This window comes from Variovorax sp. OAS795 (genome assembly GCF_040546685.1).
In the GTDB taxonomy this organism is placed as follows: domain Bacteria; phylum Pseudomonadota; class Gammaproteobacteria; order Burkholderiales; family Burkholderiaceae_C; genus Variovorax.
Map to the genome: position 1 here is coordinate 57,025 of NZ_JBEPOH010000001.1, position 13,255 is coordinate 70,279.

A 13,255-nucleotide genomic window follows, 5' to 3' on the forward strand; every position below is an offset into this window, starting at 1 on the left:
GGTCTTTGGATATAGACCGAATCTTTTGCCAAAAAACGAGGCGTCCACCGGATAATTCACCGATGTCAGACTTGGACCTGGATCGGATCGATCTCCGCCTGCTGAAGATTCTTCAGGAAGACGGCCGCATCACCAACCTCAAGTTGGCCGAGGCGGTGGCGCTCTCGCCCACCGCGGTGCTGGCGCGGGTGCAGCGGCTCACGCGCGAGGGTTTCATCCTGGGCTACGAGGCGCGGCTCAATCCGCTCAAGCTGGGCCGCGGGCTCACGGTGTTCGTCGAGATACTGCTCGACCGCACCACCGCCAATGTGTTCGACCAGTTCAGGGCGGCCGTGCAGGTGCGCGACGAAATCATGGAATGCCACATGGTCGCGGGCGGCTTCGACTACCTGCTCAAGACCCGCATGGCCGACATGGCCGCCTACCGCAACTTTGCAGGCACGGTGCTTTGGCAGTTGCCCGGCGTGCGCGAAACACGCACCTACGCGGTGATGGAAGAAGTGAAAAGCAGCGCGCGCCTGCCGCTCGACATCTAGCGGCGGCCGAAGATCGCGGTGCCGATGCGCACCATCGTGCTGCCCGCGCTCACGGCCGCTTCGAGGTCGGCGCTCATGCCCAGCGACAGCGTGTCGAGCGCGATGCCGTCGGCGCGAATCGCGTCGTAGACCGCGCGGGCCCGGAGGCAGAGTTCGCGCTGCGCGGCGAAATCGGGCGCCGGTTCCGGGATGGCCATGATCCCGCGCAGCGTCAGATGTGGCAAAGCCGCCACAGCGCGCGCCAGCGGCAAAGCCTCTTCGGGCGGCACGCCGGACTTGTTGGCGCCGCCGTCCACATTGACCTGCAGGCACACCTTCAGCGGCGGCAGATGCGCCGGCCGTTGGGCCGAAAGCCGCTCCGCGATCTTCAGCCGGTCGATGCCGTGCACCCAGTCGAAATGCTCGGCCACGGGCCGCGTCTTGTTGCTTTGCAGAGGGCCGATGCAGTGCCACTCGAGTTCCGCGCGCAGGTCGGCCAGCGCCTCGATCTTGTCCAGCCCCTCTTGCACGTAGTTCTCGCCGAAGGCCCGCTGGCCGGCTTCATGGGCCTCGCGCACGGCCTCCGGGCCGAAGGTCTTGGACACCGCCAGCAGCCGGACTTGGGCCGGGTCGCGGCCCTCCTGGACACAAGCCTTTGCGATCCGGCTCTTTACTTGCTGGAGGTCGTCGCCAATCATCGTCATAATCTTCCAAAATCGTATCAAAACGTCACTGAACTCGAGCCGAGGATCCCCGTGGACATTACCCAACTGCTGGCATTCAGCGTCAAGAACAAAGCCTCCGACCTGCACTTGTCGGCCGGGCTGCCGCCCATGATCCGCGTTCACGGCGACGTGCGGCGCATCAACGTCGATGCGCTCGACCACAAGGCGGTGCACGCCATGGTGTACGACATCATGAGCGACACGCACCGCAAGCACTACGAAGAGTTTCTGGAGGTCGACTTCTCGTTCGAGATCGACGGGCTGGCGCGCTTTCGGGTCAACGCCTTCAACCAGGCGCGCGGCGCGGCCGCGGTGTTCCGGACCATCCCCTCGAAGATCCTGACGCTGGAGCAGCTCAACGCGCCCAAGATCTTTGCGGAACTGGCGCTCAAGCCGCGCGGGCTGGTGCTGGTGACCGGGCCTACGGGCTCGGGCAAGTCGACCACGCTGGCCGCCATGGTCAACTACCTGAACGAAAACGAGTACGGCCACATCCTCACGGTGGAAGACCCGATCGAATTCGTGCACGAGTCGAAGAAGTGCCTCATCAACCAGCGCGAGGTCGGGCCGATGACGCTCTCGTTCTCCAACGCCCTGCGCTCTGCGCTGCGCGAAGACCCCGACGCCATTTTGGTGGGCGAGCTGCGCGACCTGGAAACCATTCGCCTCGCGATGACCGCGGCCGAAACCGGCCACCTGGTGTTCGGCACGCTGCACACCTCGTCGGCCGCCAAGACCATCGACCGGATCATCGACGTGTTCCCGGGCGAGGAAAAGGAAATGATCCGCGCCATGCTGTCCGAGTCGCTCCAGGCCGTGATCTCGCAGACGCTGTGCAAGACCAAGGACGGCCAGGGCCGCGTGGCGGCGCACGAGATCATGCTGGGCACACCGGCCATCCGCAACCTGATCCGCGAGGCCAAGGTGGCGCAGATGTATTCGGCCATCCAGACCGGCCAGGGCGCCGGCATGCAGACGCTGGACCAGAACCTGACCGAGCTCGTCCGCCGCAGTGCCATTTCTGCCGCGGAAGCGCGCGGCAAGGCCAAGATCCCCGAGAATTTCCCAGGCTGATCCCCAGCCCTTCGGAGCACCGACATCATGGAACGCGATCAAGCCAGCCAGTTCATCAACGACCTGCTCAAGCTCATGGTGAGCCGCAACGGCAGCGACTTGTTCATTACCGCGGACTTTCCGCCCGCCATCAAGGTGGACGGCAAGGTCACCAAGGTGTCGCAGCAGGCGCTGGGCGCGCAGCACACGCTGGCGCTCACGCGCTCGGTCATGAACGACCGCCAGACGGCGGAGTTCGAGCGCACCAAGGAGTGCAACTTCGCGATCTCGCCGACCGGCATCGGCCGCTTCCGCGTGAACGCGTTCGTGCAGCAGGGCAAGGTCGGCATGGTGCTGCGGACCATTCCGGCCAAGCTGCCGACCATCGACGGGCTGGGCATGCCGCAGGTGCTGAAGGACGTGTCGATGACCAAGCGCGGCCTCACCATCATGGTGGGCGCCACGGGCTCGGGCAAGTCGACCACGCTGGCGGCCATGATCGACTGGCGCAACGAAAACTCCTACGGCCACATCGTGACGGTGGAAGACCCGGTGGAATTTGTGCACCCGCACAAGAACTGCGTGGTGACGCAGCGCGAAGTGGGCATCGACACCGACAGCTGGGAAGCCGCGCTCAAGAACACGCTGCGCCAGGCGCCCGACGTCATATTGATGGGTGAAATCCGCGACCGCGAGACCATGGAGCACGCGGTGGCCTTTGCCGAAACCGGCCACCTCTGCATGGCCACGCTGCACGCCAACAGCGCCAACCAGGCGCTGGACCGGATCATCAACTTCTTTCCCGAAGAGCGCCGCGCCCAGCTGCTGATGGACCTGTCTCTGAACCTGCGCTCGCTGGTTTCGCAACGCCTGATTCCCACCGAAGACGGCCTTGGCCGCGTGGCGGCGGTCGAGGTGCTGCTGAACACGCCGCTCATCTCCGACCTGATCTTCAAGGGCGAAGTGGGCGAGATCAAGGAGATCATGCGCAAGAGCCGCAACCTGGGCATGCAGACCTTCGACCAGGCGCTGTTCGACCTGTTCGAAAGCCATTCGATCACCTTCGAAGATGCGATCCGCAACGCCGACTCGGCCAACGACCTGCGCCTTCAGATCAAGCTCAACAGCCAGCGTGCGCGCAGCACCGACCTGGCTGCCGGCACCGAGCACTTCGCCATCGTCTAGGCGCGTGACGCGGGCGCCGCGTTGGGCTTAAGCTCTCGCCCATGAGCAGCATCAACTCCCGCACCTACGAATCCGCACCCGCCCGCAACGTGGCGTTTTTGGGCCTTGGCGTCATGGGCGGCCCCATGGCCGGGCACCTGGCCAAGGCCGGCCACACGGTCACCGTCTACAACCGCACGCCGGCGAAATCGGAGGCCTGGGTGGCCGAATTCGGCGCGCCCGGACGGCATGCCGCCACGCCGCGCGAAGCCGCCACCGGCGCCGACATCGTGTTCAGCTGCGTCGGCAACGACGACGACCTGCGCGCCGTGGTGCTGGGCCCGAACGGCGCCTTTGCGGGCATGAAGAAGGGCAGCGTCTTCGTCGACCACACCACCGCCTCGGCCGACGTGGCGCGCGAGCTGGCGAACGCGGCGCAGGCGGCCGGCCTGCAGTTCATCGACGCGCCGGTGTCCGGCGGCCAGGCCGGTGCGCAGAACGGCGCGCTCACCGTCATGTGCGGTGGCGACAAGAAGAGCTTCGACCAGGTCAAGCCCGTGATCGACGCCTTTGCGCGCGCCGTGACGCTGCTGGGCGCGAGCGGCGCCGGCCAGCTCGCAAAAATGGTCAACCAGATCGCCATTGCCGGGCTGGTGCAGGGCCTCTCCGAAGCCATTGCCTTCGGGCAGCGCGCGGGCCTGGACATGAAGATGGTGCTCGAGGTGATCGGCAAGGGCGCGGCCCAGAGCTGGCAGATGGACAACCGCGGCAAGACCATGATCGAAGGCAAGTTCGACTACGGCTTTGCCGTGGACTGGATGCGCAAGGACCTGGGCCTGGTGCTCGACGAGGCCAAGCGCAACGGCGCGCGGCTGCCCGTGACCGCCCTGGTCGACCAGTTCTATGCCGACGTGCAGCAGACCGGCGGCAAGCGCTGGGACACTTCGAGCCTGATCACCCGGCTGAAGTAAAAGAAGCCCGCGCAAGCGGGCTTCTTACTGGGGACCGGGGTCAGGGGGTCAGCGCACCGGCGTAGTCGTCGCACCGCCGGGCTGGGCCGGCGCCAGCGGTTCCATCGGCGGCAGCGGCACGCGCGAACCCGACGATGGCGGCGGCGACGATTGCATGGACGCAGGAGGCGGCGCCCCCGTACCGCCGCGCTGCGCCTGGCTCGCCAGTTCGGCCTCGCTCACCACCTCGACCACCCGCACCACTTTCAGCACGCCGGAAACGCCGCGTGCGATGTCGGTCGCGCGGTCGGTTTCGCGCCGCGTGGCGATGCCCATCAGGTAGACCACGCCGCGCTCCGTCACCACCTTGAACGAATTGGCGAAGATGTCCTTGGCGTCGAGCAGCGAGGCCTTCACCTTGCCGCTGATGAACACGTCGTTCGAGCGCTCCTGGAAGGTGCTCGGCGCGCCGATGGTGAGCTCGTTGACCACGGAGCGCACGTTGTCCACGCGCTGAATCAGGTCTTCGACGCGGCGGCGGTCGCCCTCGCTGCCCACGGCGCCGGTCAGCAGCACCTGGCGGTTGTAGCTGGTGACGCTCACGTACATGTTGTCGTTGGCAATCTCGCGCACACGGGCGGCGGCCCGCAGCTCGATGCCCTGGTCGTCGAGCTGGGCGCCCGAGCTGCGGCGGTCGGTTGCCACCATGCCCATGCCTACCGCGGCGGCCCCTCCGACCACCAGCGGCACGCAGGCCGAAAGCCCGGCCACCAGCACGGCGCCCGAGGCAATTGCAATGGCGAGGCGTTGGAACGGTGTCGTCGTCATGTGGAAGCTTCCTGTTCTCCGAGTAACTGGGCATCCACGCCGTCGCACAGGCAATGCAGTGCGAGCAGGTGGACTTCGTGGATGCGCGCCGCACGTTCGTGCGACACGCCAATCTGTACATCGGTTTCGCGCAGCGCGCGGCCGATGGCGCCGCCGGTTCCGGTGCTGCCCGCGCCGGGCGTGGCCGGCTGGCCGGCGCTGGCATTGCCGAGCAGCGCGACCACGGTCATGTCGCGCTCGTGCGCGGCCAGCACCGCCGCCAGCACGGCGGCCGACTGCCCGCTGGCGCTCAGGGCCAGCAGCACGTCGCCGGCCTGGCCGAGCGCGCGCACCTGGCGCGCAAAGCGGTCGGCGTCCATCGCATTGGCGCTGTCGGCCGTGGGATCGGTGCTGTCGCCGGGCAGCGCAATGGCCGCCAGCTCGGGCCGCTCGCGCTCGAAGCGGCCGACAAAATGCGCCGCGAACTGGGCCGCGAGCAGGCCCGACACGCCCGCACCGCAGGCCAGCACCTTGCCGCCGCTGGTCACGCAGGCCAAGAGGGCCTGCATGGCTTGCGAAATCGGTTTGCTGAGGACTGGGCCGGCCTGGTACTTGAGGTCGGCGCTATCGATGAAGTGTTGCTGAATCCGTTGCTCGAGCATGGGGCGCGATGATACCGGGGGGCTGTGAAACAAGACGTGTGCTGGGTGGAGCCTGTGCGGCGCGTTCAGTTCCCGCCCGCGTCGAAAGCGCCCTTGAGCCAGGTGATGCGCTCCTCGACCAGCACCACGTCGAAGCGGCACGGCGGCAGCGTGCGCAGGCCGTTCAGGTAGTGGCGCGCCGCAAAGACGATGCGCCCCTGCTTGACCCCCGTGATGCTGCCGCCCGCCCCGCCGTGCGTGCTGGTGCTGCGCTGCCGCACCTCGACGAACACCAGCGTGGCGTCGCGCGGATCGCGCATGATCAGGTCGATCTCGCCGCCGCCCCGCCCGGGCGTTCGATAATTGCGCGCAACCAGCACCAGGCCGGCATCGTGCAGATGGTCGAGCGCGGCGTCTTCCGCCGCATCGCCGCGACGCTTGGTCGTCGTCGTGATGGTTTTCATGCGTGCTCCCTGCCGTTATCTTTTTTGTGTCTTCGGAGAAACCCATTGGCTTCACTAGCACCCGCTTCTTTCGGCGCCGCCCTTGCGGCCGCGCGCGACGCCTCGGGTGCACAGCATTATCCGCAGGGCACGCTCTACGTGGTGGCCACGCCCATCGGCAACCTGGCGGATATCACGCTGCGCGCGCTGCATGTGCTGCAGCTGGTGGACGCCGTCGCCTGCGAGGACACGCGCCACACCCAGAGCCTGCTGCGCGCCTACGGCATCGACCGGCCCGGCGGCCAGCTGCTGGCCGTGCACCAGCACAACGAGGCCGAGGCCGCGCAGGCCGTGGTGGCGCGCCTCGCGCAGGGTGAGCGCATTGCCTACGTGAGCGACGCCGGCACGCCCGGCGTGAGCGACCCCGGCGCGCGGCTGGTGGCCGCCGTGCGCGCGGCCGGCCAGCGCGTGCTGCCGCTGCCGGGCGCGAGCAGCGTCACCACGCTGGTCGGCGCGGCCGGCCTCGTGGCGGCCGGCGACGAGAGCAGCGCCTTCGTGTTTGCGGGCTTTTTGCCGACCAAGGCCGGCGAGCGCGACGCCGCCGTGCAGGCCCTTGCACAGGAGCGGCGCGCCGTCGTGCTGCTGGAGGCCCCGCATCGCATCGAGGCCGTCGCCCGCGCGCTGGCCGTGCTGGGCGAGCGCCGCATCACCGTGGGGCGCGAGCTCACCAAGCAGTTCGAGGAGATTGTGACCGTTGCCACTGCAGAGTTGCCCGCCTGGTTTGCCGCCGGCCGCGACCGCACGCGCGGCGAATTCGCGCTGGTGCTGCACCCCGTGGCCGCATCCACTGTTGACGATGGCGCCGAAGGCGAGCGCGTGCTGCGCCTCCTGATGGCCGAGCTGCCCGTGAAGACGGCCGTGCGCCTTGCCGCCGAGATCAGCGGCGCGCCGCGCAATGCGCTGTATGAAACGGCGCTGCGCATCCGCAATGATGCGGGCCCGGCCGACGACGACGAGTAGGCTCAGGCGTCCAGCTCCGCATAGCGCCTGAAGATCCCGTCTTCATTGAACGCGATGCGGCGCGGGCTCTGCAGGTAGTCGTGCACGCGCTGCCGGCGCCTCACGTTGTCGTGCAGCTTCTCGACCAGGGGCGTCTTGGCCAGCGCCCGGCCCGCGGCCTTGGGGAACGCATAGCGCAAGCCTTCCACCAGCTGGAACAGCGACAGGTCGGCGTAGGTGAGCACATCGCCCACAAGGTGCGACGGCCCCGCCGGATTGCGTTGCAGCACCCGCTCGAACCAGTTCAGGAACTTCGGAATCCGCTCCTCGCGAAAGGCCCGCGCGCGCTGCACGGCCGCGTCGCGCTGGTCTTCGTAGTAGGCGCCGGTGGAGATGGGGTGGTGCGTGTCGTGCGCCTCTGCCACCGCGTCGGCGATGGTGAGCTGCAGCTGGTGCGTCCACAGGCCATCGGATTCGCCCACGCCCGCAAGGCCGAGCCGCGGCCCCAGGTACAGCAGGATGGCCGCCGTCTGCCCGACGACGATGTCGCCGTCGACCAGGAACGGCGGCGCGAAGGACGGCCGCGCGATGCCGGGATCGTCGAGCCGGCCGCCCAACGCCGACTCCCCGCCGCCCTTCGATTCAGGCATGCGCGCCACATCGACATAGTTGGCGCCCGCCGCTTCGAGCGCGAGCCGCACGAATTCCCCGCGGCCCTGGATCGTGGGCCAGTAGTGGAGTTGATAGGTAGTGGTGGTGGTCATGCGGCCATGGTGTCAGGGGCAGCGTTGCCCTGCAACCGTCTGCGCACAGACCCTACAGTGCCACTCGGAACGCCGGCCTCGCCGTGCGAGAGCCGTTATCGGGTCGGGCTTCGCTCATGCTGCGCACGAATCCGCTGCCCGCCGTCGACGCCCACCTGGTGGATGCTGGCCAATTCGCAGCGACGCCAGAAACCCACGCCCTCCAGCGAGTAGCAAGCGTCGATCTGCGCGAGGCGGTAGAAGCCCAGCACCACGCCTTGCGCGAATGCGGAGATCAGCGGCTCTGCGTCCTCGGCATCCGTCAGGCTGCGGCGGATCAGTTCGCCGCCCATAGCCATCAGCTTGAGCGTGCGGCTCGATGCGGTGGCGGTGCTTTCCTCTGGCACTCGCAGATGCCGGAGCCTGGAGCCGAGCGTCCACACCGAGTGACGCGGAACCTCCTCGCACCGCGCCTCTTCGATCACCGCGTATCCGGAGAGAGGCAAGAGAGAGGGTTGAGGCTGCCTTCAGGCCGCTTCATGGAAATGGCCGTCAGCGGCTCAGCGAATTGGAAGCGGCGCTAGGCATTCCGCCGCTTGCACTGCGAGCCGAGAGCACCAAGGCTGCGCCCATGGGAAACATACCGTTGTTCATGTTGATCCGATCCCTGATTGATTTTTTGACGACGCTCAGGTCTTCGCCTTCGCGTGCGGGATCGTAGCTTGAAAAGTCGTGTTACGACTATTCCGAAACGGACTAGACGATGAGCGCATGTCCGTGTCCCTCTATCACGCCGAGTACGAGGCGCTGCGCAACCTGATGCGCAGCGTTCGTGTGAAAGCTGGGCTAACGCAGGTGCAGATGGCCGAAGCCCTCGGCGTGGGGCAGTCCTACGTTTCCAAGCTTGAACGGGGCGAGAACTTCGTCGACGTGCTGCTATTTGCCCGGTGGTGTTCGGTCTGCGGGGTCAAGCCGGGCAAGACTCTGGACAAGTTAATAGGAACGCAGGTCTAGCGGTCCCATCCGCTCGCGGGAGCCCTCCGTCGAGTCTCTCGAGGCTGCATCGTTTCTCTGCGATAGAGTGCCTCATCCGAGGCGGTTGCGTCTTTGGCCAACGACTCGTCGTGATGAAACCTGAAAATAAGATTAAGCGTTGGGTTCGCTTGCAAGTCCCCCAGCCAACATTTTTGGCTTACTAGCAGGGTGAGCACTCTTCCGCCACGTCTGCAGTCGACCCCTTAAGCGCGGTCTAAACCGGCTGGCGGCGCTTTGCCGATGCGCTCACTTACTTCTTTCCACTTCTTCACTCCTGACTCTGCCGCCTTAAGTTCAGGGCCGAAATCTTCCGCACGCACATCAAAGACTGATATAGCCAGTTGATTGCCGCCATGGGAATGCGATATGAGTCGTCGATGCTCTTTGTCGTAAGGTGCCTGAGCAGTGGAGCCGCCGAACTCGCCGACGTTAGCAATCAGAATGTGCTGGTACATGTGGTAGCGAAGCGCTGCAACCATGCTATCAAACGTCTTAACGTCCTTATTCATAGCCGCGACCACGTACATATGGCTTTCGTTGCGCAGGTCGGCGGCTAGCGAGATGTCGGTCGCGTCGAAGCAAATTGAGCCTGTCAGCCGGTAAGGTTTTTTGGTCGGCTTGGTAGAGTCAACAAGTTCGATGACAACTTGATACGGTCGCCATGGCTTTATTCCTAGGTTGTGTTCTTCAGGGGTAAGGTTGAACTTTCCTTGATCCACATCGACCCAAGATCGGCGTCCAGCGCGTCGCTGCGGGACCAGCCATCGAGCCGCATTGATAGGCTCGCTGCTGGTGGGTTCTGTTGCGCCCAAGAGCCCGTAGAACAACATCGCGCCAGTCGCGTCTGAGAACGCCCGCATGAGGTCTTGGTCATCCACGTGGATACTGAGTTCGGGGAACACAACGAGATCGAAATGCGGCTTCTCTGAACGTCCTAAGACGTAGTCCCGCGCAACTAGATGTTTGTGCGTGAGATGCAGTAGCGCCGCAGTGTGGTTCCGATGCTTCTCCCGATAGCCAGGAACATCGAGGCCGGTCAGCCCGCTGTCAAAATGATGATGCAGCGGCATGAGGCCTTGGACCATGGCAACCCGCAGCCCACGAGTTTCGTTCAATGGCCATTCGACCGGATAACGGTAAATGGGCAAGCGGCTGCTAGCGCCATAAAGCTCCTTTTGAAATTCAAGTCGCCTCTTGACGGCATCATCGAAATCGCGCCGTGTCAAGATGGTGGCCGCCTCTTGACTCTGTCGTTCAGTAACGCCTGGCCATCTCAATAGGTGAAATAGCAGGTCCGAAAACCACGGCGTGACTGCGGTGGTTGTGCCCCTCAGTCCTCCAGCAGAATGGAGCATCCCCATGCGGCGCTTGTGCCAAGTACTCTTAAGACCGCTGTACCACCCAGTGTCTTCTCTGCTAAGCCAGTGACGAGCGGTGAAGTCGGACTCTCCCGTGGCGGCAGCGCGCAGCAGGCGTCCAAACGCATACATCCAAGCATCTTCAGGCCGACACCAAGAAGGTGTGTCATACGTGCCATCCGTCGTTTTGAGCGAAACGACCGCCTGTGCCTCGAGAGTAGCAAAGCTTGGGTTATTCAGTTGCCCCCAGTCGTCAGACCTGACCTCCACATTCAGGAGTGTCAGGAGTTCGGGGGCAAACGCTCGTACTGTTTTCGACTTGCTCAGTGCTTCCGCAAGCTTCAGCAGCGCATTCTCTTGACCGAACAACGGCAATGGATGGGTTATGGCGGTCAGAAGTGGTAGCCACTTTTTAACTGGTAAGGGTCCCATTCCGCCATGCCATCGCTTCTCTTCAAATCGGGTCAAATGCTTAGGTGCCCACTCAATCAACGGCGACATAGCATTTCGTTTCGAACTCAGAAGATTCTTCAACAGTTCAGGAGAAGCTTCAGCCACAATTTGCCAAGCTCTTGCGACTTGCTTCCTGTTTCTCCCATCGCCAAAGTTGATGAACCATCGCACATAGTGTCCGTCGTCCCTCAAAAGCTGGTGACCGACAAGCGATATCACAACTTCTTCTTCAAAGGATATGTCCGGCGCAGGTGACTTCGCCCGAGCAAATAAATGGAGGGCTCTATGGAATCGAAGTTCGAAAGGCTCCTGCGGCAGCGTTGCTCTCTGCCCCACTGAAGCCAGCAGGAGGCTTGCCTGTTGTTGGACGTACCAAGGTGCTTCCCTCGTATCTAAGATTCGGAGTGCAAGGTCCGCGAGCGCAGCGCGGTAGGCTTCCAAGTCAGCGAGGTCAAAACTCAAGTCTTGCTCAGCCTCTCGTCCAGTTTCGGTCGCACCCGCTTTGAATAGGTCCGCGAGGACATAGAAGCCCACTCTTCGCCCGAATTCCGAATCCGGGTAAGCATTGTTCAACTTGCTCATTAGCGCCTGTTCAACTGTTTCTAGCAGCTCGGCGCTCGGCCAGAGGTCCAGCGCATATCGGAGCACCTGTACGAGGGAAGGGTTCAGTGCCCATGCAGAGACTAAGCGCCGTGCAGCAGCTTGATAGTCATGCCGCAACGCATCAATTGCGCTTTCGCCATCGTTGGCCTGCGTCAGATCGGTCATCCTTCTGCGCTGGCGCAAAGATCGGACAAGCCGATATGCGGAGAAACGAGTTAGTGTGTCATCCCTTACCTCATGCTTTAACGATGCAACGCTCGCAAGGCGAAGGATCCCCTGTGCGGGCTTGATTTCCTCGATTAGTCCGAGCTCTGCTAAAGACAAAAGGCCATTGAGCCCGGTTTCGGCCTGACGTAACGAGTCTAGGTCAAAGGGACCACTTAGCTGCTGCTGGAGCGCCTTCATCCGCGCCCCAGTACTAGATTCGGTTCCAACCTCGACAAGCGCTTCCAGCTGAGTCTTCTTTGCGTTAAGCCATAAATGGGTACCATCCTGCTTGGATGATGTGGTGTGTTTTTTAAGCACGCCTTGAACCCATGCACTAATTTCGTCGCGCAGCTCGGCTACGCTGTGAGGCGTCTCCTCGTCGTGGTCTACGGAGATGACCAACTTCAGGTCATCTACGTAACGGCAATAGTCGTGAACACGGAATCTCTTCCCCCTCGGCTTTCGATCTATGAAAGAGCCCAATTCTCGGTCAAATTCGAGCAAGTAAGCATTTGCAAAGAACCCACTCGCGACCAATCCTTGGGGAAGCCCCAGTGGCAACTCACCATCGCGGAACAATGCTCTAAGAGCTAAATCTGAATCGCGCCATTTGAAACTCAAAGCCCGCCGCGCAATATCCCAGAACGCCTTGTCCGCAGGCTGCAATTCATTCTCGGAAGCATCATAAAAATTTTGGTATTCGCCCTTCAATTTCTCCACGAGTAGCGGGATATCGATGTTGTCAAAAAAGGCGCTTAGATCCAAGCTGACGATGAACACTATACTGTCCGCGCCAATATTCAAGTTTTTGGCGATTGCCAGCGGACGCTCGACGTACTTCTGGTAGTCCTGGAAGTATCTGCTGTACGTGTTTGAGTTCCCCCATGCGAACGAGGCAGCGGTGTGATTCTTCGACCAGTTGCAAAACAGCCTATTGCCATAGCTGAAGACGCTATTCTCCGCTGCCTTCTCCGCAGGAAGTGAGGTGTCGCCCTGAGCCGATTCAATGCAATCTGCCAAGCAAAGCATGATGGCGGTCGCAACCGTTTGTTCCCGCACTCCGATGTGCGCGAGGGGGCGCAGCACCGGCGTCTGATCTCCCTCGGTTCGTCGCGGCTGCCAACCGCCCTCGGATTCCGAACGGAAACACCACAACCCGTTCTTTGGCGCCGGAACCAACCAAGCAGGAGCCGTCACGTAGTCACCGCTTGCAAGGTCGTGGGACCATTCAGCTAGGTTTTGCGACAGACAGACCCCTGATGCGTCCAGCTCCAGCACATCCGCGTACCAGTTGTAGCGGCGAATAAATGTGTGCGTCTTCTTCCAAGCTTGCGCAAGAACGACCTCATCTTGAAGAATTTTTGCTCGCGGGTGTAGCTTGTCGTACCGTAAATCCACAACGCTCATTTACAACCCTTAAGAATGGAGGACTGTGGGAGTTATACATCTTGTCACAACACCGATCCATTCCTCTCAGGCGTAAAGCTAAGCCGTCGGTGACCGACGATAGTGGCTCAGGAGAGTTCGCTAAACGCCCGGCATCTGACGGCAATCAAGAT

At 63.2% G+C, this 13,255-nt stretch carries 13 protein-coding genes; 6 read left to right on the top strand and 7 right to left on the bottom strand.

Annotated elements, in window-relative coordinates; translation table 11 throughout:
• The first annotated feature begins 62 nt into the window (after positions 1-62).
• Positions 63-536 (top strand): Lrp/AsnC ligand binding domain-containing protein, encoded by a 474-nt coding sequence (locus tag ABID97_RS00245; protein ID WP_354396604.1) that lies wholly within the window; start codon positions 63-65, stop codon positions 534-536.
• Here the strand turns inward: ABID97_RS00245 and ABID97_RS00250 are convergent.
• A complete protein-coding gene (locus ABID97_RS00250) occupies positions 533-1,219 on the bottom strand; it encodes a YggS family pyridoxal phosphate-dependent enzyme (protein ID WP_354396605.1) in 687 nt (228 codons plus the stop codon). The genes ABID97_RS00245 and ABID97_RS00250 overlap by 4 nt on opposite strands.
• A 51-nt stretch (positions 1,220-1,270) precedes the next feature.
• On the opposite strand from ABID97_RS00250, the gene ABID97_RS00255 reads away from it, so the two are divergent.
• The 3 genes from ABID97_RS00255 to ABID97_RS00265 are packed head-to-tail and all read left to right on the top strand — an operon-like array spanning position 1,271 to position 4,428.
• Entirely contained in the window at positions 1,271-2,314 is a 1,044-nt protein-coding gene (locus ABID97_RS00255; RefSeq protein ID WP_354396606.1) for a type IV pilus twitching motility protein PilT, read from the top strand.
• A 27-nt stretch (positions 2,315-2,341) separates the two neighbouring features.
• A complete protein-coding gene (locus ABID97_RS00260) occupies positions 2,342-3,478 on the top strand; it encodes a PilT/PilU family type 4a pilus ATPase (RefSeq protein ID WP_354396607.1) in 1,137 nt (378 codons plus the stop codon).
• Positions 3,479-3,519: 41 nt separating this feature from the next.
• Positions 3,520-4,428 carry an NAD(P)-dependent oxidoreductase gene (locus ABID97_RS00265; RefSeq protein ID WP_354396608.1) on the top strand — a complete coding sequence of 303 codons (909 nt, stop codon included), beginning with the start codon at positions 3,520-3,522 and terminating at the stop codon, positions 4,426-4,428.
• A 48-nt stretch (positions 4,429-4,476) separates the two neighbouring features.
• On the opposite strand, the gene ABID97_RS00270 is transcribed toward ABID97_RS00265, so the two are convergent.
• The 3 genes from ABID97_RS00270 to ABID97_RS00280 all read right to left on the bottom strand — a co-directional run bounded on the left by ABID97_RS00270 (position 4,477) and on the right by ABID97_RS00280 (position 6,319).
• Positions 4,477-5,235 (bottom strand): BON domain-containing protein, encoded by a 759-nt coding sequence (locus ABID97_RS00270; protein ID WP_354396609.1) that lies wholly within the window; start codon positions 5,233-5,235, stop codon positions 4,477-4,479.
• On the bottom strand, positions 5,232-5,876 hold the full coding sequence (locus tag ABID97_RS00275; RefSeq protein ID WP_354396610.1) for an SIS domain-containing protein: 645 nt from the start codon (positions 5,874-5,876) through the stop codon (positions 5,232-5,234). The genes ABID97_RS00270 and ABID97_RS00275 overlap by 4 nt, the downstream gene beginning before the upstream one ends.
• Before the next feature lie 65 nt (positions 5,877-5,941).
• Positions 5,942-6,319 carry a YraN family protein gene (locus ABID97_RS00280; protein ID WP_354396611.1) on the bottom strand — a complete coding sequence of 126 codons (378 nt, stop codon included), beginning with the start codon at positions 6,317-6,319 and terminating at the stop codon, positions 5,942-5,944.
• A gap of 45 nt (positions 6,320-6,364) precedes the next feature.
• Here ABID97_RS00280 and rsmI point away from each other — a divergent pair, with 45 nt between their 5' ends.
• On the top strand, positions 6,365-7,318 hold the full coding sequence (gene rsmI / locus ABID97_RS00285) for a 16S rRNA (cytidine(1402)-2'-O)-methyltransferase (protein ID WP_354396612.1): 954 nt from the start codon (positions 6,365-6,367) through the stop codon (positions 7,316-7,318).
• Positions 7,319-7,320: 2 nt separating this feature from the next.
• Here the strand turns inward: rsmI and ABID97_RS00290 are convergent, their stop codons facing one another.
• Positions 7,321-8,061: a glutathione S-transferase gene (locus ABID97_RS00290; RefSeq protein WP_354396613.1), complete on the bottom strand. Its 741-nt coding sequence runs from the start codon at positions 8,059-8,061 to the stop codon at positions 7,321-7,323.
• 95 nt (positions 8,062-8,156) lie between these two features.
• Positions 8,157-8,525: a hypothetical protein gene (locus ABID97_RS00295; protein ID WP_354396614.1), complete on the bottom strand. Its 369-nt coding sequence runs from the start codon at positions 8,523-8,525 to the stop codon at positions 8,157-8,159.
• A 286-nt stretch (positions 8,526-8,811) separates the two neighbouring features.
• Between ABID97_RS00295 and ABID97_RS00300 the strand changes: the two genes are divergently transcribed.
• Positions 8,812-9,054, top strand: a complete 243-nt coding sequence (locus ABID97_RS00300) for a helix-turn-helix domain-containing protein (protein ID WP_354396615.1) — start codon at positions 8,812-8,814, stop codon at positions 9,052-9,054.
• A gap of 224 nt (positions 9,055-9,278) precedes the next feature.
• Here the strand turns inward: ABID97_RS00300 and ABID97_RS00305 are convergent, their stop codons facing one another.
• Positions 9,279-13,103, bottom strand: coding sequence for an RNA-directed DNA polymerase (locus ABID97_RS00305; protein WP_354396616.1), 3,825 nt, complete (start codon positions 13,101-13,103; stop codon positions 9,279-9,281).
• Positions 13,104-13,255 lie beyond the last annotated feature (152 nt).